Annotated in this window: 29 protein-coding genes; 12 read left to right on the top strand and 17 right to left on the bottom strand. The window is 62.1% G+C overall.

What is annotated here, in order from left to right; genetic code table 11:
- Window positions 1-152 precede the first annotated feature (152 nt).
- The 3 genes from ACIPOO_RS25985 to ACIPOO_RS25975 are packed head-to-tail and all read right to left on the bottom strand — an operon-like array spanning window position 153 to window position 1,052.
- The gene (locus tag ACIPOO_RS25985) at window positions 153-470 is read right to left on the bottom strand and encodes a helix-turn-helix domain-containing protein (protein WP_400610783.1); all 318 of its coding nucleotides are present in this window, start codon (window positions 468-470) and stop codon (window positions 153-155) included.
- Complete coding sequence (locus tag ACIPOO_RS25980) at window positions 467-811, bottom strand: toxin (RefSeq protein ID WP_400610781.1); 345 nt, start codon at window positions 809-811, stop codon at window positions 467-469. Before ACIPOO_RS25980 ends, ACIPOO_RS25985 begins: the two co-directional genes overlap by 4 nt.
- Before the next feature lie 46 nt (window positions 812-857).
- On the bottom strand, window positions 858-1,052 hold the full coding sequence (locus tag ACIPOO_RS25975; RefSeq protein ID WP_400610779.1) for a hypothetical protein: 195 nt from the start codon (window positions 1,050-1,052) through the stop codon (window positions 858-860).
- A 10-nt stretch (window positions 1,053-1,062) separates the two neighbouring features.
- Between ACIPOO_RS25975 and ACIPOO_RS25970 the strand changes: the two genes are divergently transcribed.
- The 5 genes from ACIPOO_RS25970 to ACIPOO_RS25950 all read left to right on the top strand — a co-directional run bounded on the left by ACIPOO_RS25970 (window position 1,063) and on the right by ACIPOO_RS25950 (window position 5,999).
- A complete protein-coding gene (locus ACIPOO_RS25970) occupies window positions 1,063-2,712 on the top strand; it encodes a phosphoethanolamine transferase (protein WP_400610777.1) in 1,650 nt (549 codons plus the stop codon).
- Window positions 2,705-3,367: a class I SAM-dependent methyltransferase gene (locus tag ACIPOO_RS25965; protein WP_274134599.1), complete on the top strand. Its 663-nt coding sequence runs from the start codon at window positions 2,705-2,707 to the stop codon at window positions 3,365-3,367. Before ACIPOO_RS25970 ends, ACIPOO_RS25965 begins: the two co-directional genes overlap by 8 nt.
- 137 nt (window positions 3,368-3,504) lie before the next feature.
- A complete protein-coding gene (rnd, locus tag ACIPOO_RS25960) occupies window positions 3,505-4,638 on the top strand; it encodes a ribonuclease D (RefSeq protein ID WP_400610775.1) in 1,134 nt (377 codons plus the stop codon).
- Window positions 4,635-4,928 carry a YcgL domain-containing protein gene (locus tag ACIPOO_RS25955; protein WP_274134602.1) on the top strand — a complete coding sequence of 98 codons (294 nt, stop codon included), beginning with the start codon at window positions 4,635-4,637 and terminating at the stop codon, window positions 4,926-4,928. The genes rnd and ACIPOO_RS25955 overlap by 4 nt, the downstream gene beginning before the upstream one ends.
- A gap of 138 nt (window positions 4,929-5,066) precedes the next feature.
- Complete coding sequence (locus ACIPOO_RS25950; protein ID WP_274134603.1) at window positions 5,067-5,999, top strand: D-2-hydroxyacid dehydrogenase; 933 nt, start codon at window positions 5,067-5,069, stop codon at window positions 5,997-5,999.
- A 123-nt stretch (window positions 6,000-6,122) separates the two neighbouring features.
- On the opposite strand, the gene ACIPOO_RS25945 is transcribed toward ACIPOO_RS25950, so the two are convergent.
- Window positions 6,123-6,716, bottom strand: coding sequence for a nitroreductase family protein (locus tag ACIPOO_RS25945; RefSeq protein WP_400610773.1), 594 nt, complete (start codon window positions 6,714-6,716; stop codon window positions 6,123-6,125).
- A 275-nt stretch (window positions 6,717-6,991) separates the two neighbouring features.
- Between ACIPOO_RS25945 and ACIPOO_RS25940 the strand changes: the two genes are divergently transcribed.
- On the top strand, window positions 6,992-7,441 hold the full coding sequence (locus ACIPOO_RS25940; protein ID WP_274134605.1) for a YcgN family cysteine cluster protein: 450 nt from the start codon (window positions 6,992-6,994) through the stop codon (window positions 7,439-7,441).
- 52 nt (window positions 7,442-7,493) lie between these two features.
- Entirely contained in the window at window positions 7,494-8,747 is a 1,254-nt protein-coding gene (locus tag ACIPOO_RS25935) for a hypothetical protein (protein WP_400610863.1), read from the top strand.
- Between the two features lie 36 nt (window positions 8,748-8,783).
- Here the strand turns inward: ACIPOO_RS25935 and ACIPOO_RS25930 are convergent, their stop codons facing one another.
- The 10 genes from ACIPOO_RS25930 to ACIPOO_RS25885 form a co-directional block, all read right to left on the bottom strand.
- The gene (locus ACIPOO_RS25930) at window positions 8,784-9,548 is read right to left on the bottom strand and encodes an ABC transporter ATP-binding protein (protein WP_274134606.1); all 765 of its coding nucleotides are present in this window, start codon (window positions 9,546-9,548) and stop codon (window positions 8,784-8,786) included.
- 12 nt (window positions 9,549-9,560) lie between these two features.
- On the bottom strand, window positions 9,561-10,679 hold the full coding sequence (locus ACIPOO_RS25925; RefSeq protein ID WP_400610771.1) for a succinylglutamate desuccinylase/aspartoacylase family protein: 1,119 nt from the start codon (window positions 10,677-10,679) through the stop codon (window positions 9,561-9,563).
- Between the two features lie 9 nt (window positions 10,680-10,688).
- Window positions 10,689-11,399 carry an ABC transporter permease gene (locus ACIPOO_RS25920; protein WP_274134608.1) on the bottom strand — a complete coding sequence of 237 codons (711 nt, stop codon included), beginning with the start codon at window positions 11,397-11,399 and terminating at the stop codon, window positions 10,689-10,691.
- Window positions 11,396-12,124 carry an ABC transporter permease gene (locus ACIPOO_RS25915; protein ID WP_274134609.1) on the bottom strand — a complete coding sequence of 243 codons (729 nt, stop codon included), beginning with the start codon at window positions 12,122-12,124 and terminating at the stop codon, window positions 11,396-11,398. Before ACIPOO_RS25915 ends, ACIPOO_RS25920 begins: the two co-directional genes overlap by 4 nt.
- An 87-nt stretch (window positions 12,125-12,211) precedes the next feature.
- Complete coding sequence (locus tag ACIPOO_RS25910) at window positions 12,212-12,994, bottom strand: transporter substrate-binding domain-containing protein (protein ID WP_274134610.1); 783 nt, start codon at window positions 12,992-12,994, stop codon at window positions 12,212-12,214.
- 377 nt (window positions 12,995-13,371) lie between these two features.
- Complete coding sequence (locus ACIPOO_RS25905) at window positions 13,372-15,087, bottom strand: ATP-dependent DNA ligase (protein WP_400610768.1); 1,716 nt, start codon at window positions 15,085-15,087, stop codon at window positions 13,372-13,374.
- Window positions 15,084-16,130, bottom strand: coding sequence for a ligase-associated DNA damage response exonuclease (locus ACIPOO_RS25900; RefSeq protein WP_400610766.1), 1,047 nt, complete (start codon window positions 16,128-16,130; stop codon window positions 15,084-15,086). The genes ACIPOO_RS25905 and ACIPOO_RS25900 overlap by 4 nt, the downstream gene beginning before the upstream one ends.
- Before the next feature lie 528 nt (window positions 16,131-16,658).
- Window positions 16,659-19,142 carry a penicillin acylase family protein gene (locus tag ACIPOO_RS25895; RefSeq protein WP_400610764.1) on the bottom strand — a complete coding sequence of 828 codons (2,484 nt, stop codon included), beginning with the start codon at window positions 19,140-19,142 and terminating at the stop codon, window positions 16,659-16,661.
- Between the two features lie 222 nt (window positions 19,143-19,364).
- The gene (locus tag ACIPOO_RS25890; RefSeq protein ID WP_274134614.1) at window positions 19,365-19,571 is read right to left on the bottom strand and encodes an SEC-C metal-binding domain-containing protein; all 207 of its coding nucleotides are present in this window, start codon (window positions 19,569-19,571) and stop codon (window positions 19,365-19,367) included.
- Window positions 19,572-19,575: 4 nt separating this feature from the next.
- Window positions 19,576-20,061 (bottom strand): LEA type 2 family protein, encoded by a 486-nt coding sequence (locus ACIPOO_RS25885; RefSeq protein ID WP_274134615.1) that lies wholly within the window; start codon window positions 20,059-20,061, stop codon window positions 19,576-19,578.
- A gap of 110 nt (window positions 20,062-20,171) precedes the next feature.
- Here ACIPOO_RS25885 and ACIPOO_RS25880 point away from each other — a divergent pair, with 110 nt between their 5' ends.
- Complete coding sequence (locus ACIPOO_RS25880; RefSeq protein WP_274134616.1) at window positions 20,172-20,774, top strand: hypothetical protein; 603 nt, start codon at window positions 20,172-20,174, stop codon at window positions 20,772-20,774.
- 151 nt (window positions 20,775-20,925) lie between these two features.
- Here the strand turns inward: ACIPOO_RS25880 and ACIPOO_RS25875 are convergent, their stop codons facing one another.
- Window positions 20,926-21,399, bottom strand: a complete 474-nt coding sequence (locus ACIPOO_RS25875; protein WP_274134617.1) for a YchJ family protein — start codon at window positions 21,397-21,399, stop codon at window positions 20,926-20,928.
- 10 nt (window positions 21,400-21,409) lie between these two features.
- Complete coding sequence (locus ACIPOO_RS25870; protein WP_400610761.1) at window positions 21,410-21,907, bottom strand: DUF6231 family protein; 498 nt, start codon at window positions 21,905-21,907, stop codon at window positions 21,410-21,412.
- A 231-nt stretch (window positions 21,908-22,138) separates the two neighbouring features.
- Here ACIPOO_RS25870 and ACIPOO_RS25865 point away from each other — a divergent pair, with 231 nt between their 5' ends.
- The 3 genes from ACIPOO_RS25865 to ACIPOO_RS25855 all read left to right on the top strand — a co-directional run bounded on the left by ACIPOO_RS25865 (window position 22,139) and on the right by ACIPOO_RS25855 (window position 24,047).
- Complete coding sequence (locus ACIPOO_RS25865; RefSeq protein ID WP_274134619.1) at window positions 22,139-22,837, top strand: OmpA family protein; 699 nt, start codon at window positions 22,139-22,141, stop codon at window positions 22,835-22,837.
- 168 nt (window positions 22,838-23,005) lie between these two features.
- Window positions 23,006-23,281 (top strand): DUF1145 domain-containing protein, encoded by a 276-nt coding sequence (locus tag ACIPOO_RS25860; protein ID WP_400610759.1) that lies wholly within the window; start codon window positions 23,006-23,008, stop codon window positions 23,279-23,281.
- Window positions 23,274-24,047 carry a collagen-like protein gene (locus ACIPOO_RS25855; protein WP_400610757.1) on the top strand — a complete coding sequence of 258 codons (774 nt, stop codon included), beginning with the start codon at window positions 23,274-23,276 and terminating at the stop codon, window positions 24,045-24,047. The genes ACIPOO_RS25860 and ACIPOO_RS25855 overlap by 8 nt, the downstream gene beginning before the upstream one ends.
- A 114-nt stretch (window positions 24,048-24,161) precedes the next feature.
- On the opposite strand, the gene ACIPOO_RS25850 is transcribed toward ACIPOO_RS25855, so the two are convergent.
- On the bottom strand, window positions 24,162-24,626 hold the full coding sequence (locus tag ACIPOO_RS25850) for a CopD family protein (RefSeq protein WP_274136718.1): 465 nt from the start codon (window positions 24,624-24,626) through the stop codon (window positions 24,162-24,164).
- Window positions 24,627-24,750: 124 nt separating this feature from the next.
- Here ACIPOO_RS25850 and dinG point away from each other — a divergent pair, with 124 nt between their 5' ends.
- Window positions 24,751-26,895 carry an ATP-dependent DNA helicase DinG gene (gene dinG / locus ACIPOO_RS25845; protein WP_274136719.1) on the top strand — a complete coding sequence of 715 codons (2,145 nt, stop codon included), beginning with the start codon at window positions 24,751-24,753 and terminating at the stop codon, window positions 26,893-26,895.
- The last annotated feature ends 64 nt before the right edge of the window (window positions 26,896-26,959 follow it).

Here is a 26,959-nt window from a genome sequence, read left to right as displayed (position 1 = left end):
CGCTCCCCCCCCCCCCCCACCCCCCCCCACACCCCCACCCCCCTCCCCCCCCCCACCCCCCGCCGCCCGCGGGGCGGCCCGGGGGGCGGGGGGCCGCCCCCCCCCCCCCCCCCCCCCCCCCCCCCCCGCTCCTACAGGAGAGGATGAGACGGTCAAACCGCGTTCAGTCGATCCACCATGTCGGGAAATTTATCCACCAGTTTGATCAGCAAGGCGGCTTGGGCGTTGGGTCTGGATTTCTCCTGCTCCCAATTGCGCAGGGTGCTCGCGCTGGTGCGAATGCGCCTGGCGAAAACGTTCTGCGACATGTGCAGCCGTTCCCGAAGTGCCACGATCTCCTGAGCTGAAACATCAGGTGCTGGTTTCTCTGCAAACGTATCACTGCGCAGAGTGATCTTTCCTTCTCGATGCGCGGCCATTTCTTCCACGCCCTGCATCATTTCTGCGAATAAATCGCGCTTCTTGCTCATTGCATGCCTCGTTTCCTGAGCTCGGCGCTGATAGCTCCTTTGAGCTGCCGTTCCTGCTCAGGTGTCAGATTCTCAAGTTCATCCTTGTCGTAGATTGAAAACATCCAGAACTGCCCGTCGCCGATCAGCCAGTAGTAGATGATCCGCAACCCGCCACGTTTTCCTTTGCCTCGATGCGGATCGGACCACCTCAGCTTTCGGAAGCCACCGGTCCTTGGCATCACATCCCCCAGCCCAGGGTTCGCCATCAGGACTGTCTGAAGGGATCGGTACGCTTCCTCGTCCAGATATCCGGGGCGAAGAGCGCTGAAAAGCGACGTCTCGAAAAATACAGCATCCATAGAAGTGTACGCAAATTGATTATGGTCATGACCTGGGAGCGCTACCTTAGCTCGGCAGGTACGCCCGCTCACCCGGTTTTTTGCCACGACCTGTTGCGCCGAAAACTCCTACAGCAAAAGAAGTCGCATCCCACCATTTGTTCGCATCCTTTTCACAAAAAATTGATGGCCAGCTGCCTAAAGTTTGCGATGTCGAAAGAGTTTTTTGTTGCTCTTGATCGGCGGTGCCTTTTTTAGCCAAGTAGAGCCCCATGTTGAACGTAAAAGCAGTTCGCCCCGAGCTTGTGACTGTGCTCGCCAGTGCCTTTTTGTTGCTCGGTTTTAACCTGACGCTCTGGCAGCATTTGTTCACCATTACCGAATTCAACGGTAAAGGCCTGTTATTGCGCAGCGCTTTTGCGGTGATGGTGTTCTGTGCGTTCAATATTTTTCTGACCCTGTTTGCCTTCAGGAAAGTGCTCAAACCCGTGTTGATCGCGTTGTTCATGATCAGCGCCGGTGTCGCTTATTTCATGAGTCAGTACGGTGTATTGATTGACTCCGGCATGTTCCGCAACTTTGCCGAAACCGACGTCTCGGAAGTTCAAGGTCTGTTGTCGTTCAAGTTGGCGGCGTACTTGTTATTTCTCGGTGTTCTTCCTTCCGTCGTTCTCTGGAAAGTGCCGGTCAACTATCGTCGCTGGCCCCGTGAGGTGCTGAGCAAAGTAGTGGTCAGCGCGGTGTGCGCCGGTGTCATCGGCGGTGTTGCATTGATGAATTATCAGGGCTTGTCGTCGCTGTTCCGCAACCACCACGAGTTGCGGCTGATGGTAGTGCCCAGCAACTACATCGGTGCCTCCGTGGGCTACCTGAGCGAGCAGGTCAAGTCCGCGCAACAGCCCTTCGTCAGTATTGGCAAGGACGCGAAACTGGCCGCTGACTGGCAGCAGCACAAGCGCAAGTCGCTGACGGTGCTGGTGGTGGGCGAAAGTGCGCGGGCCGAGAACTTCGGTATCCTGGGCTACAACCGCGATACCACGCCGCAACTCAAGAAAGAACGTGGTCTGCTGACTTTTACTGATGTGCATTCCTGCGGCACGGAAACCGCTGTCTCGGTGCCGTGCATGTTCTCCGACATGGGGCGCAAGGACTACAGCGCAAGCCAGGCCAAGAACCAGGAAGGCATGCTCGACGTGCTCAAGCGCGCCGGCCTTGACGTGATCTGGCGGGACAACCAGTCAGGCTGCAAGGGCACCTGCGACCGTGTGACCCTGCAGGACGTCAGCAACCTCAAGGATCCGGTGCTGTGCGCCAATAACGAATGCCGCGATGAAATCCTGCTTCAGGGCCTGCAGAACTTCATCGACAACCTGGATAAAGATACGGTACTGGTGCTGCATCAGATGGGCAGCCATGGCCCTGAATACTTCAAGCGTTACCCGAAAGAGTTCGAAAAGTTTACCCCGGTGTGTGAAAGCAATGCGCTGAACAATTGCTCCCGGGAAAGTATCGTCAATGGCTATGACAACACTCTGTTGTACACCGACCATGTATTGGCATCCCTGATCGATATCCTGCGCACCAACCAGGACAAAGTGGACACCGCCATGTTGTACCTGTCCGATCACGGCGAATCGCTGGGTGAATACAACCTGTTCCTGCACGGCACGCCTTATATGCTGGCGCCGGATCAACAGAAACATGTGCCGATGATCGCCTGGTTCTCGGATAACTATCAGCAGTCGTTCGCCGTTGATACCCATTGTTTGCAGAAGGAACGTAATGCGCCTTTGAGCCAGGACAACCTGTTCCACTCGATGTTGGGATTGTTGAAGGTTCAGACCAGCGTTTATAACCCGTCGCTGGACATGTTTGCCGGTTGTCGGGGGATTTATACGGACGGGGTACTGGCCAATGAATGAACAGGCGACAGAGCGCGATCAGGTGCAGCAATACGTGCAACGCCATGAGCAAGGGCTGGCCCGCCGCCTGAGCCTGTGGCGCGATGCGCAACTGGCGCGCCAGGCGCTGCGCGATGCCGGCGAGCCGGGGCTGGTGCTTGATGTACCCTCGGGCGCCGGGCGTTTCTGGCCGGTGCTGGCCGAACACGCCAACCGGGTGATTCTGGCGGCCGACCCCTCGACCGACATGCTCGACGTCGCCAAGGCGCAGTCGGCCGAGCCCGTAAGCAAACGCATCCGCACCTTCCAGAGCTCGCCGCTTTCCATTGGCCTGCCTGCCAACGCGGTGGACTGCATCTTCTGCATGCGCCTGTTTCACCATATTGCCGACGGCGAACGGCGCATGGCGATCCTGGAGGAGTTTTACCGGGTGACTCGTGATACCGCCATCGTCGCCTTGTGGGTCGATGGCAACATCAAGTCATGGCGGCGCAAGCGTCAGGAGGGCAGCCGGCTGGGAGCCGACGGCCATCCGCAATCGCGCAATCGTTTCGTGGCCTGCCGGGCCGAGGTCGAGTCCGAGTTCCTGGCGACGGGCTTTCGTATCGTCACGCACCACGATTTCCTGCCGGGCTACGCCATGTGGCGCGTGTACATCCTGCGCAAGAACAGTTGATCGCTCCGATGAACGGTAGTTATCCCGTGCGATATCGATAAACACTCCACATGAAGTTGTTCAAGACTTGCAGGACGGATGCCCGGTAAACGCTCATAGCGATATATACTGCGCGCCATTCTTCAAGGGAGAGCCGTGTGGCCATCGATATTCACTGGATTCGCGACGACGACAGCCTCGCCCTTCATTGCGCACAGTGGCAGAAGCTGCCATTCGTCGCTCTCGACACCGAGTTCATGCGGGTCGACACTTTTTATCCCATCGCCGGGCTGTTGCAGATCGGCGACGGCTCGCGGGCTTTTCTGATCGATCCCTTGCTGATCGGCGACTGGCAACCTCTGGCTGCACTGCTGGAGAACGCCGACGTCATCAAGGTCGTTCACGCCTGCAGCGAAGATCTGGAAGTGCTGTTGCGCCTGACCGGCAGCCTGCCGGTGCCGCTGTTCGACACCCAACTGGCCGCCGCCTATCTGAACCTGGGGTTCTCGATGGGCTATTCGCGTCTGGTGCAGGAAGTGCTGAACATCGAGCTGCCCAAGGGTGAAACCCGCTCCGACTGGCTGCAGCGGCCGTTGTCGGAGACGCAGATCAGCTACGCCGCCGAAGACGCGGTGCACCTGGCCGAGGTCTACAGCCTGCTGCGCCCGCGCCTGTCGGACGAGAAGTACGCCTGGGTGCTGGAAGACGGCGCCGAACTGGTCGCCAACCTGCGCCGCGAAACCGATCCTTACGAGGTCTATCGCGAGGCCAAGCTGGCGTGGAAGCTGTCCCGGGCGCAACTGGCCGTTCTGCGCGAGCTGTGTGCCTGGCGCGAAACCCAGGCCCGCCTGCGCAATCAGCCGCGCAACCGGGTCCTGCGCGAGCACTCGCTGTGGCCGCTGGCCAAGACCCAGCCGGACAACCTCGCAGCGCTCGCGAAAATCGAAGACATGCACCCCAAGACCGTGCGTCAGGACGGCGAGTTTCTGCTCGACCTGATCAAGCAGGCCGGGAGTGTGTCGCCTGATCTGTGGCCGCCGGCGTTGCCCGAGCCGCTGCCGATCGAGGCGTCGAATGTACTCAAGAGCCTGCGCACTATCGGCCAGCAGCAAGCTGAGCGCCTGGACATGGCGCCGGAACTGATGCTGCGCAAGAAGACGCTGGAAGCCTTGCTCAAGACCGGTTTCCCTGACGGTCCTTATAAACTGCCCGATTCGCTGCGTGGCTGGCGCCGCGAATTGATGGGCCAGATGCTGCTCGACAGCCTGGCCAATGCCGGAGAACAGCCTTGAAACAGATTTGCTCCATCTATCGCAGCCCGCGCAAGAACGAAATGTACCTCTACGTGCTCAAGAGCGAGGCCCTCGAGCGCGTGCCCGAAGGTCTGCTCACCGTGTTCGGCAAGCCGGTGCATGCTTTCGACCTGGTCCTGAGCCCCGAGCGTACGCTGGCCCGTGAGGACATCCACGCCGTCCTGGCCAATCTGGAGAAGCAGGGCTATCACCTGCAGATGCCGCCGGCCGAGGATGAGTACATCGAGCACCTGCCCGAAGAGTTGCTGCGCCGCAACGACCCGGTCTGATCGACGACTGCCCCTGCAATTCATCGCAGGGGGTTTACCGGACCGTTGTCTGCGTCTGGCCTGCGCCGTTGCCTGTCAAAGGGCCGGGGCGCCGGGCGCGATGCGGTCGCATGTCTTGCTTTTTCGAGTTTTTAATTCATGCGCGTGCTGATTGCCGAACACGATTACGTCCTCTACACCGATTTGCTGCGCAAGGCTGCTCCCGAGATCGAGATCCTGAGCAGTGGCGATTCCGCCGAGCTTGCGAAAATGGCCGCCGATACGCCGATCTGGCTGGGCCAGCCTGACCTGCTGGCCACGCTGTTGCGCCAGGGGCATTCGCCGCAATGGCTGCAATCGACCTGGGCCGGGATCACGCCGCTGCTGGCCGAAGGTCTGCAGCGCAATTACCGGCTGACCCGCGCCGTCGGAATCTTCGGTCAGGTCATGGCCGAATTCGTACTGACCTACATGCTGGTGCATGAGCGCGAGGTGCTGGCGCGGCTGGTCAGCCAGGTGGAGCGCAAGTGGGACACGCGCACCGGTCCTGGTCTTGCCGGGCGCAAGGCGCTGATCGTCGGCACCGGCGATATCGGCGTCAGCGTGGCGCAGTTCCTGGTGCCGTTCGGCGTCGAGGTCTACGGCATAGCCTCCACCGCTCGCGAGCTGGCTCCGTTCAAGGAAGTCGCGGCGTTGCAGGATCTGCCGCGCCTGGTGGGGGAGGTGGATTTCGTCATCAACCTGCTGCCCAACACGCCGCAGACCCACGACATCTATGACGCGAAGCTGTTCGCCAGCTTCAAGCCGTCGGCGCTGTTCATCAATGTCGGGCGGGGTGTGGCGGTGGTGGATGCCGATCTGGTCGAGGCTTTGAAGGAAGGCCATCTGGCGGGGGCGGTGATCGATGTCTGCCGTCAGGAGCCATTGCCCCAGCGTCACCCGTTCTGGACCGCCTGGGGCCTGCTCCTGACCGGCCACAGTTCGGCGCCGACCTCGCCTGCTGCGATGACCCAGCTGTTCGTCGACAACCTCAAGGCCTACACGGCCGGTGAGGCGTTGCGCGGCGAAGTGGATTTCGCAAAAGGGTATTGAACCGCCGCAGCCTGTAGGAGCGCGCTTGCCCGCGACCGCGGTGTGTCAGCCGCTGAAGATGTGCCTGACCCACCGCAGTCGCGGGCAAGCGCGCTCCTACAGGTCTTCGTTTAACAATGGAACTTACAAACTGAAATCCCCTTCAGCCGCCAATTCCACCAACGGCCGGCGTGGGCTTGGGGTTTCGCGGGCTTGCAGGTATTCGGCCAGGGTCGATTTGTCGCCCAGCTTGCCGATCGCCACCGCCGCGTGCAGCGCGTAGCCTTCCGGAATCTTCAGCTCCTTGCGGGTCAGTTCCTGATCGAAACCGGCCATGCCATGGGTGTGCCAGCCGCTCAGGCTCGCTTGCAGGGCCAGATGCCCCCAGGCGGAACCTGTGTCGAAGGTGTGCCACAGCGCAGGCGTTTCTTCGCTGGCGCCCGGTGCGGTGAAGGTGGTCTTGGAAATCACGATCACCAACGCCGAGGCATGCTGTGCCCAGCCACGGTTGAATTCATTGAGCAGACCCAGGAAGCGCTCCCAGTTCGGCGTGTCACGGCGCGCGTAGAGGAAGCGCCATGGCTGCGAGTTGTAGGCCGACGGCGCCCAGCGGGCCGCCTCGAAGAAGCTCAGCAGGGTTTCCTGCGGGATGCTCTCGCCGGTAAAGGCCCGTGGCGACCAGCGATTGGTGAATTGCGGGTCAATGGCGTATTCGGCAATGCGAGGGTTGGCGCTCATGTTTGCAGGTCCTGAAGGTTGAATGAATCGCAGGGCCGGGTGCGGCCTGCGAGGACAATCGGATGGGCCGTGGACGGCAGGCATCGTCGAAAATACGGGGTCGTGCGCGTGTCGCAAGGGGCGCTCTGGCGCGGGCGTGCGAGGGCATAAAGCTACTGCGCGGCACCGCAACTGACAAGTGCGCGCTTACCGACAGTCGCCAACGCTTGGCCCGGCTGCGATGTGCCACTAGACTGGCGGCCTTTTCATTACCCGATACCGATCCTCGCGAAATCATGGCCGCCAAAGTCGAACCGTTCTGGATGCGCAAAACCCTCGACCAACTCGATCCGGTCGAGTGGGAATCCCTGTGCGACGGTTGCGGTCTGTGCTGCCTGCAAAAGCTCGAAGACGAGGACGACGGCAGCGTCTACTACACCCGCATCGCCTGCCAGTTGCTGGACCTGAACACCTGCCAGTGCACCGATTATCCGAATCGCAAGGCCCTGGTGCCCGATTGCATTCAGTTAACGCCCGGTCAGGCCGATGAATTCAAGTGGCTGCCGCCGACCTGTGGCTACCGTCTGGTCAGCGAAGGCAAGGACCTGCCCCTGTGGCACCACCTGGTGTGTGGCGACCGCGAGCAGGTTCACAAGCAACGCATTTCCCAGTCCGGGCGCATGCTCAGCGAAAAGAGCGTGGCCGAAGATGACTGGGAAGATTACCTGATCTTCCGCGCGGGCTGATTCGCCCGGCGCCTCGTCACCCGATCCAAGAGCCTGTGGTTTCAGGAGTGGTCTGCTCGTGCGTTATCAACTGCCGTTGTGTGCTGCTGTTCTTGTTTTCAGCCTGCCGGTATGGGCGGCGAAGAAAGTCGATCTGGATTACCACATCACGTTGCTGCCCCAGAGCGACCAGGCCCAGGTGCGCCTGACGCTTGAGCAGGGCACGGCGGTGCGCAGCCTGGACCTGGATCTGGGTGAGCAGGGCCAGTTCAGCGATTTCAGCGCCGACGGCCAGTGGTCAACCGCCGCCGCTCGTACCGGCAACGCACTGCGCGGCGTCTGGAAGCCCGCCAGCGGCAAGGCGACGCTGACCTACCGCGTGCACATCGACCGCCACGCCCCCGACCCGCTCAACGGTAAACCCCGCTATGCCAGCCGCATGACCGCCGATTGGGCGCTGTTTCGCGGCGAAGACCTGGTGCCCAGGGCGCGCCTGGATCAGCAGGACGGCATACGCCTGCAAACCCGCATGACGGTCGATTTGCCGTCCGGCTGGAAAAACGTCGAAACCTCTTGGCCGCGCATCGGCAAGAACCGCTTTCGTATCGATGACGTCTCGCGTCTGTTCGACCGCCCCAACGGCTGGATGCTGGCCGGCAACCTGATCAATCGCCGCGCCAGGCTGGGCGAGACCGACGTCACGGTCAGCGCGCCGAAAGGGCAGGGCATGCGCCGCATGGAAACCCTGACCCTGCTCACATTCGTGTGGCCCAGGCTGCAAGCGGTGTTCCCGCGCACCCCGGACAAACTGCTGGTGGTCGGCGCCAGCGAGTCCATGGCGCGCAATGCCGGCGCCGCCCATGACTCGATCTACCTCAACGCCAATCGCCCTCTGATCAGCGAGAGCGGGGCCAGCCCGTTGCTGCGTGAATTGGTGCAGGTGTTCGGGCGCATTCAGGTGCGTGATCGCAGCGACTGGATCCGCGCAGGCGTTGCCGAGTATTACTCGGTCGAATTGCTGCGTCGGGCCGGTGGCATGACCCAGGATCGTTTCGAGGACTGGCAATCGATTCTCACGCGACTGGGGCGCAAGGTGACGACCCTGCGTGCCGAGCACGTCGATCCGGGGATGACCGCCCGAGCGGCGATGCTGTTGTCGGCGCTGGATCAGGAAATCCGTCAGCAGACCCGCGACCAGAAATCGCTGGATGATGTGATTCAGGGGCTGGTGCGGATGGGCAAGGTGAGCACCGAGGACTTCGTGCAGCTTGCCGCAGGAGTGATTGGCGAGCCGTCGAAGGTGCTGGCTACTTCGTTGCTGCAATAGTGGCCTGCCCCTGACGGCGGGCAGGCCACGTGTCGCTTACTTCAGGTTGCCGCTCAGGAACTGCTTGAGGCGCTCGCTCTTGGGGTTGCCCAGCACGTCGTCCGGGTGACCGATTTCTTCGATCTGGCCCTGGTGCAGGAACACCACCTGATTGGCCACTTTGCGCGCAAAGCCCATCTCGTGTGTCACCAGGATCATGGTGCGGCCTTCTTCGGCCAGCCCCTGAATCACCTTCAAGACTTCGCCGACCAGCTCCGGGTCCAGCGCCGAGGTCGGTTCGTCGAAGAGCATGATTTCCGGCTCCATCGCCAGCGCCCGGGCAATCGCCACGCGCTGTTGCTGGCCGCCCGAAAGGAACGCCGGGTATTGATCGGCGACGCGGGCAGGCAGGCCGACCTTCTCCAGGTACTTGCGCGCACGGTCTTCGGCTTCGGCCTTGGACACGCCCAGCACCCGGCGCGGGGCCATGGTGATGTTCTCCAGCACCGTCATGTGGCTCCACAGGTTGAAGTGCTGGAATACCATGGCCAGGCGTGTGCGAATGCGCTGCAGCTCGGCAGGGTCGGCCACGTGCATGCCGCTGGCGTTGCTGACCATCTTGACCGGCTTGCCGTCCAGGGTCATGGCGCCGTCGTTGGGCTGTTCGAGAAAGTTGATGCAGCGCAGAAAGGTACTCTTGCCCGAGCCGCTGGCGCCGATCAGGCAGATCACGTCACCGACGTTGGCCTTGAGCGACACACCTTTGAGCACTTCGTGGTCGCCGTAGCTTTTGTGCAGACCATCGATGGTCAGTTTGTACATGTCAGGCAATCCTCAAGGAGAAAGTAGGTAGCCGCTGCGAAAGGCCTCGGTGCCGGCGACATGGGCTATCACCATGCCGGCCGTGGCCATGCGTCGCAAGGAGCGGGCGTACATGAGTCCGGCGTTGGTCGCGTGGACCGGGGTCACCTGATCGTTGATCGGGTCGATGACCTCGGCGATCAGTTGACCCGCCTCGACGTATTCGCCCGGCAGTGTGCAGAACACCAGCAGGCCGCCTACAGGGGTGGCAACCGGTTCGACCGCCGCCAGGGGCGTCGCCGGATAAATCAGTTCAGGGGCCGGCGCAGGCACGCCGGCGATGGCGCCATATTGCATCAGGTAACTGATGATCGCCTGGCAGTCGCGACTGCCCAGGGCGTGGTTCACATCCCCCTGGCCGCGCAGTTCCAGGGTTACGGAGAAGCTGCCCAGCGGGATCGGGAAGCGCTTCTCGAAGCGCTGCTGCAATTGCCACCAGACCAGCGTGAAGCATTCGTCGAACGACTGCCCGCCCGAGTCGGTCGCCAGCAGGCTCGCCTGTGCGCCCAGATAGCGCGACAGCGGCTCGACCCGGGACCAGGCTTCCGGCGTGGTGTACAGGTGCTCCACCGATTCGAAATCGCAGTGCAAGTCCAGCACCATGTCGGCGTCGCAGGCCAGGGTCTGCAGGGCCAGGCGCAACGAATCCAGTTGAGTGGAGCCGCTGCGCGCTTGCAATGCAGCGCGCAGGCTCTTGCGGATCAGCGCCACGTTGCTTTTCGGGTCATCGCCCAGAAGCGGCTCGACCTCATCGCCCACCTGTTGCGCCACATCGACGAACCAGCGGTTGAAGTTCTGCCCGCTTTCCAGCTCGTAGCGGCCCAGCGGGGTGTCCATCAGGACCTGTTCCAGGCCGATCGGATTGGCCACCGGAACGATGACGATTTCCCCCAGCAACTGGCCGGCTTTTTCAAGCTCGGCCAGGCGTTGCTTGAGGTACCAGGACACCAGCATGCCGGGCAGTTCGTCGGCGTGCAGGGAGGACTGGATATAGATCTTGCAGGCACCGTCCTGCGGGCCATAGTGAAAGCTGTGAATCTGCCGCGCGGTGCCTGGCACCGGCGACAGCAGGTCATGAGTCTGGTGGCGCATCTGCGAGTCCTAGTGAGTCGGGCCGAGGAAGGCCAGCCAGCGGCGTTCGGCCAGGCGGAACAGGCCCACCAGCATGAAGGTGACCGCAAGGTAGATGAGGGCGGCGATGCCGAACGACTGGAAGGTCAGGAAGGTCGCCGAGTTGGCGTCCCGCGCAACCTTGAGGATGTCCGGCACGGTGGCGGTAAAGGCCACGGTGGTGGAGTGCAGCATCAGGATCACTTCGTTGCTGTAGTAGGGCAGCGAACGACGCAACGCCGACGGCATGATGACGTAGGTGTACAGGCGCCAGCCGGTCAGGCCGTAGGCCTTGGCCGCCTCGACCTCGCCGTGGTTCATGCTGCGGATGGCACCGGCGAAGATTTCCGTGGTGTAGGCGCAGGTGTTCAGGGCGAAGGCCAGGATGGTGCAGTTCATCGCATCGCGAAAGAACGTGTTGAGCATGGGCTGGTCGCGCACCACCTCCAGGCTGTAGATCCCGGTGTAGCAGATCAGCAACTGGATATAGAGCGGTGTGCCGCGGAACAGGTAGGTGTAGAACTGCACCGGCCAGCGCACCAGCGGGTTGGGTGACACGCGAGCGATGGACAGCGGGATCGAGGCGATGAAACCGATGGCGATCGAGGCGCTGAGCAGCCACATGGTCATGGCAAGGCCAGTGATGTTCTGCCCGTCGGTGTAGAGAAACGCGCGCCAGTATTCTTGCAGCAATTCGATCATCGTTGAGCCTCCCGGCTGCCTGCGGCGTAACGCCGTTCAGCCCAGCGCAGGGCGAAGTTGGAGACGCTGGTGATGACCAGGTAGATCAGCGCCGCGAGCACCAGGAAATAGAACAGTTGATAAGTGCTTTTTCCCGCGTCCTGCGAGGCCTTGACCAGGTCTGCCAGGCCGATGATCGACACCAGCGCCGTGGCCTTGAGCACCACTTGCCAGTTGTTGCCGATGCCCGGCAGGGCGAAGCGCATCATCTGCGGAAACACCACGAAGCGAAAACGCTGGCTTCGGCTCAGGCCATAGGCGGTGGCGGCTTCGACCTGGCCACGGGGCACCGCGAGAATCGCGCCGCGGAAGGTTTCGGTGAAGTAGGCGCCGTAGATGAAGCCCAGGGTGATGACACCGGCGGCGAAGGGATCGATCTCGATGTAGTCCCATTCCATCGCTTCGGTAAAGGTCGTCAGCCAGGTTTGCAGGCTGTAGAAAATCAGCAGCATCAGCACCAGGTCCGGTACGCCACGAATCAACGTGGTGTAGACCTGTGCCGGAATCCGCAGGATCGCGGCCTTGGACAGTTTGGCACTGGCGCCCAGCAGGCCAAGCACGATGGCCAGCAGCAGCGACATTACCGAGAGTTTGACGGTCATCCAGGTGCCCTGAAGCAGCAGCGGGCCGAAGCCCTTGAGGCTGAACGCGGACAGTCCCAGGTTTTGCAGGAGAGTTTCGAACATGTGGAACCTATGCAGTCAATAAAAACGCCCATCGTGCTCAGAGGGGGGATTCGGATGACCCCCTGAACGCGACAGGCGTTTGTTTTCTTACTTACCGCTGTACAGATTCAGATCGCCGAAGTGCTTCTTCTGGATCTCGGCGTATTTGCCGTCATCGTGTAACGCTTTGATACCTTTGTCCAAGAGCGCTTTCAGGTCTTTGTTACCTTTGGCGATGCCGACGGCAGTCTTGGCTGGCAGCAGTGGATCGTCGATAGGCTTGCTGACTTCGTAGTCGGCGCCTTGTGGCGACTTCAGGAAGCCCAGTTCGGCTTGCAGCATGTCTTGTACGGAGGCGTCCAGACGACCGGACACCAGGTCAGCGTAAACCTGGTCCTGGTTGGCGTAGGCCTGGGTCTTCACGCCAGCCTTGTCCAGGATGGCCTTGGCGTAGGCTTCCTGAATGGTGCCTTGCTCGTAGCCAACGGTCTTGCCCTTGAGCGACGCGGTGTCAGCCGACAGGCCAGAGCCTTTCTTGTAGACCAGGGAAGTCGGGCCGGAGAACAGTTCGCTGGAGAAGTCGATGACTTTCTCGCGAGCCGGGGTGACGGTCATGGAGGAGATCACGCCGTCGAACTTGTTGGCTTTAAGACCGGGAATCATGCCGTCGAAATCGCTTTCGACCCATTTGCACTTGACCTTCAGCTCGGCACAGATCGCGTTGCCCAGGTCGATGTCGAAGCCCACCAGGCTGCCGTCGGCAGCTTTCGATTCGAACGGAGCGTAGGAAGGGTCAACGCCGAAACGCAGCTCCTTGTACTCCTTGGCCATTGCGTTGCCAGCGGCCAGACAGATGGCCAGTGCAGAGAGGGTCAGCCATGCTTTTTTCATCGTTCAGTCCTTAAAACCAAATTGAGCGTTGGGAACACGCGAAGGCTTGCTACCGGCGGGTGCCAGACTGAAAAAAGACAGCAATTTCCGAACCAAAGAGACGAACGTGCGTTTTAAATGTACGGAGTTGTCGCAATGATGACTTTGAGCCATCTATTGTCTTTTTATCAGGCGCCGCAGGCAGGGGGAGATTAGCGGAAATGGTTCGAAAGGGCGCGTAAAACTTGTAGGAGCGCGCTTGTCCGCGAACGCTTTTGAAGTACACAGGAAAATTCGAAACACTTTGCAAACCGAACGTGCGCAGGTCGCGGGCAAGCGCGCTCCTACACGGCGCAAATTTCATGACTCAAGAATGACCTCGTGCACCAGAACGGTGCTCAGGCCAGCAGATCCTGCAAGGTTGCCAGGGTGTCGGCCTCGGCCACGGGCTTGTCCAGCCGCCAGCGGAGCATCCTCGGGAACCTTACGGCGATGCCGCTCTTGTGGCGTTTGGACAGGGCGATTCCTTCAAACCCCAGTTCGAACACCAGGGTCGGGGTAACACTTCTCACCGGGCCGAATTTTTCCACCGTGGTCTTGCGGATGATCGCATCGACCTTGCGCATCTCTTCATCGGTGAGCCCCGAATAGGCCTTGGCGAAAGGCACCAGAGTCCGTTCGCTGGCCTCAGGCGGGCCGTCCCACACAGCAAAGGTGTAGTCGCTGTACAGGCTGGCGCGGCGTCCGTGGCCACGCTGGGCGTAGATCAGCACGGCATCGACGCTGAACGGATCGATCTTCCATTTCCACCAGACGCCCATGTCCTTGGTGCGCCCCACGCCATACAACGCATCCCGCGCCTTGAGCATCATCCCTTCGACGCCGAGGCTGCGCGACGCTTCGCGCTGGCGCCCGAGGTCGAGCCAGTCCTTCCCGGTGAGCACCGGCGAAGGCATTAGCACCGGGCTGTTGGCCTGGGCGATCACCTGCTCCAGTTGAGTGCGTCGCTCATGCTGCGGCCGGCTGCGCCAGTCGTGGCCATCCCACTCCAGCAGGTCATAGGCCAGGACCACCACCGGCACTTCGTCGAGGATTTTCTTGCCCAGCGTCTTGCGGCCGATGCGTTGTTGCAGCAGGGCGAAGGGCTGGACCGAGGGCGCAGATTCGCCCGGTTCGGCAGGCGAGGGCGTGCTGAGGGCGAAGGCGTTTTCGCCGTCGGGGGCGGGATTCGACGGCTTCCATACGACGATTTCGCCGTCGATGACCGTGCCATCGGGCAGGCATTGGGTCAGGCTGTGCAGCTCCGGGAAACGATCAGTGACCAGCTCCTCACCCCGCGACCAGATCCACAGTCGTCCTTCGCGCTTGACCACTTGCGCGCGGATGCCGTCCCACTTCCATTCCACCTGCCAGTTTTCGGCAGGGCCGAGCAGGGTCTCGAACTGGTCCACCGGTTGTTGCAGTGCGTGGGCGAGAAAAAACGGGTAGGGCTGGCCGCCGCGTTGGGCGTGTTCGTCGTCCGACTCTTCGGCGATCAACTTCAGGTAGCCTTCGGCGCTCGGGCGATGGGACAGGTCGGTGTAGCCCACCAGGCGCTGGGCCACCCGTTTGCTGTCGATCTCGGCCAGTGCGGCCAGTGCCCGGGTGACCAGCAATTTCGACACGCCGACGCGAAAACTGCCGGTGATGAGTTTCAGGCAGACCATCAGCGACTGGCGATCCAGTTGCGCCCAGAACGTCGGCAGCCGCTCCTGCAACTCTTCCGGTGGCAGGCCGCGCAGGGGCAGCAGCTTGTTTTCCATCCAGCTCGCCAGGCCTTCTTCGGAACTGTGCTCGGCCTGGGGCAGGAGCAGCGACAGAGTTTCAGCCAGATCGCCCACGGCCTGATAGCTCTCCTCGAACAACCATTCGGGCAACGCCGAAAGCTGCATCGCCTGCTCGCGCAGCAGGCGCGTGGGCACCAGTTGACGAGGACGGCCACCGGCGAGGAAGTACACGGCCCAGGCGGCATCTTCCGGTGCTGCGTGGGCGAAGTAGTGCTGCATGGCCGCAAGCTTGGCGTTGCTGGAAGTGGTGGCGTCGAGCTGAGCGTACAGTTCGGCGAAGGCTTTCATGACGCAGTCTCTTGCTCAGACGGCTCCTGGGCCTGCTCTTTGGCGGGCGCGTCGTCTTCTTCATCGCCGTATTCGGTGGTGAAGCCCTGTGCGTCCAGCCCCAGTTCACGCAGATAGCGCACCAGCACCGCGACCGAGCCGTGGGTGACCATCACCCGTTCGGCCCCGGTGTTTTCGATGGCCCACAGCAGGCCGGGCCAGTCGGCGTGGTCGGACAACGCGAAACCTCGGTCCACCCCACGGCGCCGCCGCGTGCCGCGCAACATCATCCAGCCGCTGGCAAAGGCATCGCTGAAGTCGCCAAACCGCCGCATCCAGGTGCTGCCGCCAGCCGAAGGCGGGGCAACGATCAGGGCATGGCGCAGGGCGGGGTCGGTCTTCTTGAAGTCACCTGCGTACTGGGTTTCGGGGATTCGGATCCCGGCTTCACGGTAGACACGATTTAGCGGCTCGACCGCGCCGTGGACCAGGATCGGGCCGATGCTCGGGTCGATGCCGTGGAGGATTCGCTGGGCCTTGCCGAAGGAATAGGCGAACAGCACGCTGGCCTTGCCCACGGCCGCATTTGCCCGCCACCAGTCGTTGATCCCGGCGAAGATGTGCGCCTGGGGCTCCCACTGGTAGATGGGCAGGCCGAAGGTCGATTCGGTGATGAAAGTGTGGCAGCGCACCGGCTCGAATGGAGCGCAGGTGCCGTCGGGTTCGACTTTGTAGTCGCCGGACGCGACCCAGACTTCGCCGCCGTATTCGAGCCTGACCTGCGCCGAACCCAGCACGTGGCCGGCCGGGTGCAGGCTCAGTTTCACCCCGTGGTGGGTGATGGATTCGCCGTATTCGAGGGTCTGCAGGTTGATGTCCCGGCCCAGCCGCGAGCGCAGGATGCCTTCGCCGGGGGCGGCAGCGAGGTAGTGCTGGTTGCCGGTGCGGGCATGGTCGCCGTGGCCGTGGGTGATCACCGAACGCTCGACCGGACGCCACGGGTCGATATAGAAATCTCCGGGCGGGCAGTACAGGCCTTCGGGGCGGGCGATGACAAGGTCCATGGGCTTGGCCGGGGTGGAGGGCTTGTCAGGTAGAGCAGCGGGGGGATCGAGAAGTTCGGTCTGTTTACCTGTAGGAGCGCGCTTGCCCGCGACAGCGGTGGGCCAGATGCATCATCAACATCTGACCTGCCGCAATCGCGGGCAAGCGCGCTCCTACAGCGACAGCGGTGTGTCAGCCACATCGTCCACCCTGACCCACCACGTCCCCCCTGTAGGAGCGCGCTTGCCCGCGACAGCGGTGGACCAGATGCATCATCAACATCTGACCTGCCGCAATCGCGGGCAAGCGCGCTCCTACAGCGACAGCGGTGTGTCAGCCACATCGTCCACCCTGACTTACCAGGTCCCCCTGTAGGAGCGCGCTTGCCCGCGACAGCGGTGGGCGAGATGCATCATCAACGTCTGACCTGCCGCCGCCCTCGTAGGAGTGAGCTTGCTCGCGATTGCGGTGTGTCAGGCAGCGGTGATGTGCCTGAAAGGACGAATCGCGAGCAAGCTCACTCCTACAGGTTTGCGTATTGCCTGGGGTTATTTCCCAGGCGTCAGCGTCAACCGTTGCTTGCCATACACCTTGTCGAAATTCTCAGGTTGCATCGGCACCGACATGTACAGCCCCTTGACCCACGGATCGATTCCGTCGGCGTAATGAGGGCTGGCAGGGTTGCCCGACTGGCCGCCCGCGTTCTGCGCCATCATCGGTTCCTGCTGGGCGAAGTCGACAATCATGCGCATCGCCGGGATCACTGCAGCGTCGAAGTCCTGGCCCCAGTGGAAGCCCGAAGCGTTGAGGGTCGTGTGGTCGCCGCCGGCTGCCATCGGGCCCTTGATCGTGCTCGCCTTGCTACCCCCGAGGGCCGCGGTGATCTGCGCGCTTTGCGAGGTCCATTTATACTGGTGCAGCTTGCCCCACTGCCAGGCCTTGTGGTCAGCACCCAACTGGCTTTCGCCGGCACTGATGGCAGCCGCCAGGCTGCGGGCGAGGATCGCGGGTTTGTCTTCCTTCTGTGGGGTTTTGACGTCGTCCCAGTAAGGACTGTCCTCGCGCCCCAGCAGGTGGTCGGCCTGTGGCGAGTAGGAAAGGTCTGCGCTCTGCACCAGCGCTTTCCAGGCCGGGCTGCTTTCAGGGCCCAGTTCATCGAGGAAGATCTGCCGCGCGCTTTCCTGCAGGAACAGCTCGTAGATCGCCGCGTCAGCCGACACCGGCGACAGGCGCCCGTCGAACGCCATCAGCCGGCTCAGTGCTTCGCGAGCCTTGTCGCGGTCGCCGGCCGGGAGTGCGTCGATGGCCTGTTTCAGCGGCGTGGCCATGCCCGGCGCTTCGAACATCTTCTTCAGCTTGGCCGCGAACGTGGTGGTCTGGTCGTACTGCATGCCGATGGTGCTGCGGGTGTCCTGCTTGCCGCTGCCAGCCAGTTGCGCGATGCGCTCGGCACGCTCGGGGTAATCCCAGGAGTTGGACAACTGCATGCCATAGCCCTTGGGCATGGTGCGCTGGTTGGCCGTGGCGATCCAGCCTTGCTGCGGATCCTGATCGTAAGGATGCAACATGGCGTCGGCGTAACCGTCCCAGTCGAAACGGCTGTCCCAACCCGGCGATGGAATCAGGCCCAGGCCTTCGCGACGGTTGGGGTAGCGGCCAGTGACCTGCCAGCCGGTGTTCGAGGCATCGGCGAACACCATGTTCAGGGTGATGGCGCGGATTTCCCGGGTGGTGTCGAAGGCGCGCTCCACGTTCTGCGCGCGTGTCAGGTCGAACAGTGCGTCCAGGGATTTGTCGTCCTTGGCGTCCGGGGTCTGCAGAGCGATGCCCAGCCCGTTCGCCAGTTGCGCCGACGCGCCGTTGAGCAGGCCGCCATGGCGCGTCGTGTAGGCCGCCTCGCGCACGGGCCGGTCACCGCGCACGAAATAGGTTTCCTCGTGGGCGCCAGCAGGCACCCACTTGCCGTCGGCCATGACCATCAGGCGGTTGCCTTCGCGCTTGAGTTTCTCCAGGAACAGGTCCTGGTTGTCACCCATGGCCGGGCCCATGCCCCAGGCCAGCTTGCCGTTGAAACCCGACAGCACCAGCGGGAAACCCGCCACGGTGGCGCCTGCGGCTTGGTATTTAGGCGCACGAATCTGCACGAAATTCCACATCGACGGAAGCGTGGCCGGCAACTGGCTGTCGGTGGCCAAGAGGCTCTTGCCGGCACGGGCGCGTTGCGGGGCGATCACCCAATTGTTGGAGGCCGACACGCCCAGCAGATTGAGGTCGGACAGTTGCAGGGCGGCCTTGTCCAGATCGCTCAACCCAGGCAACTGAGTGCCCAGGTTCAGGCCCTTGAGTTTGTCGGCCTCGGCGAACGGCAACTCTTCGTCAGGGTAGGTCGGCAGCAGCCACGCCAGCTTCTCGGGTCCGACCTTCTGCGCCAGTACCAGCGAGGAAATCTCTTCCTGCAGGTTCACCGACAGGCTGAAGTTGAGCAGGGCGAAGATCAGCGCCGAGTCTTCCGGCTTCCAGTACTCGGGTTTGTAGCCAGCATCGGCCAGGTCCGCAGGCAGCTTGTCGCGGTAGCGGAACAGGTAGGCGTTGACGCCCCGCGCGTAGACTTCGAAGAAGCGCTTGAGACGAGGCGAGGAGGCGTTGTACAGATCGCCTGCAGTCTGCTTGAGGTTGGCGGCGCGCAGCATGCGGTCCAGATCCAGCGCGCCAGGCCCGGCGATTTCCGACAGACGGCCCTGCGCCAACAGGCGCATTTGCACCATTTGCGAGATGCGGTCGCTGGCGTGAACGTAACCCAGGGTGAACAGCGCGTCATGGAAGGTGCTGCTTTCGATCAGCGGCATGCCCAGGTTGTTGCGGCGCACCGAGACGTTCTGCGCCAGGCCCTTGATCGCGTACACGCCGCTGGTGGGCGGCAGGTTGTCACGGTCTTCGCCGCCCAGTTGGCATCCGGCGAGGCTCAACAGCCCCATCATGGCAGCGGCCGTGCCGAGTCGGGATTTCAAAGGAAAGCGGGCTGGCGAGGCCATGATGTAGCTCCTGCGGAGGGATGCGTTTGGAAACGCGCTACGTTAGTGAGCAGGCAGGCGCCGTGCAAGCGGGAGGCGGGGGTATTTTCACGATTTTGCAGCCCCCGTAGCAGCACGGCTTGCCGGCGGGGGCGGTGTGTCTGTATCGGATACTTCGACTGACACACCGCTCCCGCCGGCAAGCCGCGCTGCTACGGGGCGTGGGGTGACGTCAAACGTCCATCACGCGCCGTGGCATTTCTTGAACTTCTTCTCGCTGCCGCACGGGCAAGGATCGTTGCGGCCCACGTCCTTGAGCGCGTTGCGTGCAGGCTCCTGGGGTTCGTGGTTGCAGTGCGGGCCGTGCACGTGGCCGTGGTCATGGTGGTGGTCGTGATGGTCGTGATCGTGGTTGCAGTCAGGACCGTGCACGTGGGTTTGCTGGTTCATGGGGTTACTCCGGAATCAAATCGCCGGGGATTATCTCGCCATTGCGATCAATACGCACGCTGTGTCCGAAGATAAATCCGGTCTTGAGCTTGCCTTCCAGCCGGTAATGAATAGGCTGGTTGGGTTTGCCGAGCATCCGCGTGACGTCCTTGAGGTGTTCCCACAGGTTGGTGCGGATCGGCACCGTGAAATTGCGGTGGCTGTTGCCCTTGACGATGAACCAGTCGCTGTAATCGCCGTCTGCTATCAAGATGTCGTTGAGAATCACCTTGTAGCGCAGGCCGCGCACCCAGATGCTCGCGTCATTGGGATTGTCGACGCGAAAGCGCAGCTTCATGTCCTGCTTGAGCAGCTTGGCCTTGACCACGTCAACCCGAAGCAGCTTGACGTTGGCATCCTCGGCGCCGCCAGTGAATAGCGACGCACAGCCTGATGACGCCAGCATCATGAAGATGCAGAGGACCCGGATAAGTTTTGCCTGAAATACCATTGATTCACTCCCTGTCGGGTCTTGAGTCTAGCAGCAGCCGGTTCAGGGCAACTCGCCGTTCTAAAGAGCCTGCGCCATACTTACGCCATGTGTCGAAGGAGTATTGACCCATGAAGTTGTACGAAATTGTTTTTTCCGGCCAATTGGTACCCGGCGCACAACTTGATCGCGTCCAGGCCAACCTGGCCAAGCTGTTCCAGGCCGACGCCCAGCGCATCGCCTTGCTGTTCTCCGGGCGGCGGCTGGTGTTGAAGAACAACCTCGATCAGGCAGGCGCTGAAAAATATCGCTCGACCCTTGAGCGCGCTGGCGCCCAGGTACAGGTGCTGGAAATGCCGGGGCAGGTGACGGCCGAGCCGGAACCGGCGCCGGTCGAAGTGGAAGAGGTCGAACTGGCACCGCCGCCGGATGAGCCAAGCTGGACGCGCAGATCCTCATTGGTCGCGCCATCGGCGAAGGGTGAAGCCAAAGGCGGGCCTGCGTCAAAGCTCGAACCGCGGGACGTCTACATGGCGGCGTTCGTCGATGTCGAGGCGCCGGATTTCACCTTGTCCGAACTGGGCAAGGATGTGCAGGATCCCAAAGCCGCCCCGGTGGCGCCGCGCCTTGATCTGTCCGGCCTGAGCCTTGCGCCAGCGGGCAGTGACATGGGGCAGGAGAAATCCGAAGAGCACGTGCTGGTGCCGGATGTTTCACATCTGAAATTGGCGTGAGTCGCAAGTTGCGGTAAAGAAATCCCCTGCACACCACAAAGTCGCTGTAGGAGCGCGCTTGCCCGCGATTGCGTTGCGTCAATCACCCTCGTAGGTACAGACACTCAGCAATCGCGGGCAAGCGCGCTCCTACGGGAATGCCAAATCCGACTCAGGCCATATAGGCCGAACAACACTTCTTGAATTTCTGCTCACTGCCACACGGGCATGCATCGTTGCGTCCGGCCTTGAGTTGCACGGTGGGGTCGATGAAATACCAGCGGCCCTGGTTCTGCACGAACGCCGAGCGCTCGCGGTGGCTGTGCTCGCCGCCTGCATCGTGCCAGCGGGCGGTGAAGGTCACGAACGCATGCTCGGGCTTGCCGCCCAGCAACTCGGCACTCTCGACTTCCAGTCCCAGCCAGGTGCTCTGCGCACTCCACTGGCTGATCGACTCCCGATCCAGACTGCCTTTCTGCACGGGCAGCGTGGTGTCCAGCAGATAGTCCACCAGGCCCAGTACGTAGGCGCTGTAGCGCGAGCGCATCAGGGCTTCGGCACAGGGCGCAGGGTTGCCTGCGTGATAACGACCGCAGCAGCCGTCCAGAAGGTCGCCGCTGCCACAGGGGCAAATTGCACTGCTCATGTTGCGGATCTCACCACCAATACTTGCCAAAGTTTTCCGGGTTGGCCCAGAACTTCGCGTTCAGCCAGTCCGGCACCTGTTTGTATTCGCGCAGGTCGTAGGTGAACAGCGTCAATACCTGATCGTCCCGGGCGAAGCGCTCGCTGGCTTGCAGGGCCAGCGAGTAGAAATCGGTTGTATGCCAGCCGCAGGCGTTCAGGTCGGCCAGAACGGCGATGCGGCTGGCGTTGAGGTTGCGGATGCCGCCCAGCAACTCCAGACCTACGCGTTTGGGGATGTGTTCCAGGCAATCGACCACCAGCGCCAGATCGAAGCGCTGCCCGGCCAGGTCCGCAGGCAGCGGGCCAGGGGCGGCCTGCGCCAGTTCGGTGTCCGGGTGCGCGTCCTTGAAGGCCTGCAGGGCCGGAAAACTGTCGGCGCCGATCAGCAGCAGCCGCTTGGGCGCGTAGCGGTCCAGCAGGGCGGCCAGTGCTTGCTGGGGCGTGCGGGTGGAAAAACTGTCGGTCATCGAAATCCCTCAATTGAGCTCGCAAGGTTAGCCTGCCGAAGGATCGTGGCCTAGTGCTTGAACTTTTTTATCGCTGGCCATGACAAAGGCTACGAAGTAGAGGCAAATGGCTATTTCAATAAAACACCCGGTTTTCCTGCCTCTGGCGGGCTTTGAGAGTGGAAAACTGGCTAGGGGCCGTCTTTACTGCATTTCAGTCGGTTTAAGCCGATACCAAAGGAGAAGAACTGTATGAGCATGATTCGCACAGCGTTACCTCTGATTTTGGTTACCAGTGTGTTGACCGGCTGTGCCGGCTTGCAAAAAACCGACTGGCCTCTGTGCGCCGCCGGTGGCGCGCTCACCGGCGCTGCAATCGGTGCATTCCAGACGGCTTCCGTTGCGGCGGGGCTGGGTGGTGCGGTGGGTGTGATGGCGGGCGCCTATTGCTGGGTTCACGGTGACGGCGATGATGATGGCGACGGCGTTCTGAACAGCGTCGACAAGTGCCCGAACACGCCAAAAGGCACGCCTGTCGATGCGACCGGTTGCCCGATCGTGACGCCAGCGCCTGAGCCAGTAGCCCCTGTGGTGCTGCCGAAGGAAGAAGTCATCACGATCCGTGACGTGCATTTCGAGTTCAACAAGGCGACGCTGACTCCAGGCGACAAGCAACAACTGGATACGGTGGCTACCAAGTTGAAAACCGAGGCGTCCAACGTGCAACTGCATGTGAGCGGCCACACTGACAGCGTGGGCAGCGATGCCTACAACCAGAAACTGTCGGAGCGTCGTGCGCATTCGGTGACGGATTATCTGGTCGGTGCCGGTGTCTCGCGCAGTGCGTTCGTGTCGGTTGAAGGTGATGGCGAGAGCCGTCCTGTGGCGGACAACAAAACCGCTGAAGGTCGTGCATTGAACCGTCGTGTCGAGATCAAGATCAATCGTTGATTGATGGCCGCTACACAAAAGCCCCGCTTCGGCGGGGTTTTTCATGGGCCGAATCCGGCGTTCGAACCCATGACATTTTGACCTTCCTCTGGAAAAGTCGGCCCCTTCGCCGTACTGTGCGCGAAGCGTTTTTTTGCGCCAGAAAACTAAAAATACCAGGGGCGTGTCATGAAGCTGTTCTGCGGGTTGGGGAAAATCCTGACATTGGGATTCTGGGCGGTGGTGCTGGCCAGTCAGGCCATGACCCTGCCGGTGCCCTTCGAATTACTGTTCAAACTGGCGGGCGTGTTGCTGATCGCGGTTCACGTGCTTGAGCTGCTGTTTTTCAATGCCAGCCTGCGGGGGCGAGCGCATCCCTGGTCTGACCGTTTCAAAATCCTGATCTTTGGCATTTTTCACCTGCAATCCTTCGGTCGCCGGCAGGCGGAGGTTCACCATGCGTAATGCGTTGTTGATGACGGCGGGCGTGCTGTCGGCCCTGAGCAGCTCCCTGGTGTTGGCCCAGGCCATTTCGGTGGAGCCGCACTCGTTGATGCGCCTGCCGAGCAACACCAACGTGTTGCAACTCGATCGCCTGGAAGTCGCCGACTACGGCACCTTGCTGATTCCCGCAGGGTTGACCGAAGTGCAGGTCGGAAAACTGGTGATGGGCCATGAGTCGCGCATTGCGATCGTGCCCGGCACCGAGCCGTTCAAGCTGCAAGTCAGGCAGGGCGAGCTGGGCAGCGGTGCGCAGATCACTGCCCGTGGCGCGCCGGGCACCTTCGAGAAGGCGCCTTTGCCTGGTCGCAGCCTAAGCATGCGGGTTGAGCAGTTGAATGCGGACCTGCTGTCCATCGATGCGCGGGGCGGTGCGGGTTCGCCCGGTTATGTAGGCCTGGACGGCGGCAATGGCAAGGATCCGGGCTGCACCTGGGGCTCGGCCAGCCGCGGCTTCGACGGCGATAACGGTGGCAACGGCCGCGATGGCGCACCGGGCGCGCTGGTGCGTCTGGAACTGCCCCAGAGCTTTCCCGATGACCGGGTGAAGGTCAACGTGCAGGGCGGCGCCGGTGGCGTCGGCGGCGAAGGCGGGCGCGGCGGTAAGGGCGGTACGTCCAAGGGTTGCCTGGTGTACCGCGCCGACGGTGCCAAGTCGGGCAAGAACGGCGAGAAAGGCCAGACGGGCTCGGTCGGGCCAGCAGGCTCCGTCAGCGTCCGCAAGCTTTAACGAACTGTAGGAGCGCGCTTGCCCGCGACAGCGGTGTGTCAGGCCATGATGACGTATCTGACACGCCGCCATCGTCCGAATGCGGCCCAGAGCAAGCGCGCTCCTACAGGATGGCTAGAACCCCGGCCGCGCTGCGGCGATCGCCACCACTGCAATCCCCACCAACAGATTGATACCCACCAGCCGCCGGATCCCGCCCAGCGCCGCGGCCCCTTCGGCCCATTGCTCTGCCGCCACGGCCTTCTGCAACTGCGGCAGGTTCAGGGTCGAGATGCGCAGAAACAACGCCACCATCACCACATACAGCCCGATCATCACCTGCACATAGCGTGGCGCGGTCTGGAAACCGCTGAAATTGATGTTGATCATCCCGATCCCCGTGACCGGCAGCATGATCACCGCGCACCAGACCCAGACGAAAAATCGCGGAAACACCTGCGCCCACAACTTCAGCCGCATCGGGCCTTCGAGGGCTGCGATGACCGCTGGTCGCAGAATCATCCAGGCAAAGAACATCCCTCCTACCCACAAGACCGCAGATAACACATGCAAGGTGTAGACAAAGGCTACAGGCGACATCGAGAACTCCGATCTGCACAGAAAGAATTAGCGCGGTATGATAGCCGCCCCGCTGCGACCACTGATAATTTATCCAGCGTTTTTTCATTTGCAACCCTGTGACGCCGAGCCAGCTACCCAGCCCATGATCAGTACCGAACTCAAATCCCAGATTCAGGGCGCCTATTCGCGTTTCCTCGAAGCCAAGAGCCTCAAGCCTCGCTACGGCCAGCGTTTGATGATCGCCGAGGTGGCCAAGGTGCTGGGCGACGTCGAGACCGACGAGGAAGGCCGGCGTTCGGGGGATCCTGCGGTGGTCGCGGTCGAGGCGGGTACCGGTACCGGCAAGACGGTGGCCTACGCCATCGCCTCCATTCCCACCGCCAAGGCCGCCGGCAAACGGCTGGTGATCGCGACGGCGACCGTGGCCCTGCAAGAGCAGATCGTGCACAAGGACCTGCCGGACCTGATGCGCAACAGCGGCCTGAACTTCTCGTTCGCCCTGGCCAAGGGCCGGGGGCGCTACATGTGCCTGTCCAAGCTCGACATGCTCCTGCAAGAAGGCAACGCGCAAAGCGCCACGGCCCAGTTGTTCGAGGAAGAAGGCTTCAAGATCGAGGTCGATGAGGCCAGCCAGAAGCTGTTCACCACCATGATCGAAAAGCTGGCGGGGAATAAGTGGGACGGCGACCGTGACAGTTGGCCGCAAGAGCTGGCTGACCAGGACTGGGCGCGGCTGACCACTGACCACAGCCAGTGCACCAACAGGCATTGTCCGAATTTTCAGCAGTGCGCCTTCTACAAGGCTCGCGAAGGTATGGGAAAAGTCGACGTCATCGTCACCAACCACGACATGGTCCTTGCCGACCTGGCGCTGGGCGGCGGTGCTGTCCTGCCCGATCCGCGGGACACCCTGTACGTGTTCGACGAAGGCCACCACCTGCCTGACAAGGCCATCGGCCATTTTGCTCATTTCAGTCGCCTGCGCTCCACCGCCGACTGGCTGGAGCAGACCGCCAAGAACCTCACCAAGTTGCTGGCGCAGCACCCCTTGCCCGGCGACCTGGGCAAGCTGATCGAGCAGGTGCCGGAGTTGGCCCGGGAGATCAAGGCGCAACAGCAGTTCATGTTCACCGCCTGCGAGCAACTGGCCGACTTCAAGACCGGCGAAGACATGGAAGGCCGCGAGCGTCCGCGCCATCGTTTCGTGGGTGGCGTGGTGCCCGAGCACATGCGCGAGATGGGCATCGAGCTGAAGAAGGGTTTTGCCCGGCTCGACGACCTGTTCACCCGCCTGACCGAACTGCTCAAGGAAGGCATGGATGGCGAGGTGAACATCGGCATCGCCAGCCACCAGGCCGAAGAGTGGTATCCATTATTCGGCAGCCTGCTGGCCCGTGCCCACGGCAACTGGGAGCTGTGGACCGCCTTTACCGCCGAAGATCCGGAAAACAGCCCGCCCATGGCGCGCTGGCTGACCCTGGCCGAAAGCGGCTCGCTGTTCGATATCGAGGTCAATGCCAGCCCGATCCTTGCGGCCGAAATGCTGCGCCGCAACCTGTGGAACGTGGCCTACGGCGCGCTGGTCACCTCTGCGACGCTGACCGCGCTGGGCAAGTTCGACCGCTTCCGCATGCGGGCCGGCCTGCCCAAGGATGCTGTCACCGCCGTGGTGCCGAGTCCGTTTCATCATTCCGATGCCGGCGTACTGCGGGTTCCGGATCTGAACGCCGATCCGCGCAATGCCGCCGAGCATACCGCGGCGATCATTCGCGAACTGCCGGGGCTGGTCGAGGGCTCCAAGGGCACGCTGGTGCTGTTCTCGTCGCGCAAGCAGATGCAGGAAGTGTTCGATGGTCTGGAGCGCGACTGGCGCAAGCGGGTGTTCATCCAGGGCAACCTGTCCAAGCAGGAGACCCTGAACAAGCACAAGGCGCGGGTCGATGGCGGCGATGAAAGCGTGTTGTTCGGCCTGGCGAGCTTCGCCGAAGGCGTCGACCTGCCGGGGGCTTACTGTGAGCATGTGGTGATCGCCAAGATCCCGTTCGCCGTGCCGGATGACCCGGTGGAAGCCGCGCTGGCCGAGTGGATCGAGGCTCGCGGCGGCAATCCGTTCATGGAAATCGCCGTGCCCGATGCATCGCTCAAGTTGATTCAGGCCTGTGGCCGCCTGCTGCGCACCGAGCAGGATCGCGGCATCATCACCCTGCTGGACCGGCGAGTGGTCACCCAGCGCTATGGCAAGGCGATCCTCAATGCGTTGCCGCCGTTCCGTCGCGAAATTTCCTGAAACCCATCGGGGATGAAATGGGGTTGATCGGGTCTTATCTCGGCCTGCCTGAGCATCGCGGCTA

This window comes from Pseudomonas sp. NPDC090201 (assembly GCF_044746825.1).
Classification (GTDB): Bacteria; Pseudomonadota; Gammaproteobacteria; order Pseudomonadales; family Pseudomonadaceae; genus Aquipseudomonas; species Aquipseudomonas putida_AD.
This window is presented reverse-complemented; position numbering and strand designations above follow the sequence as displayed.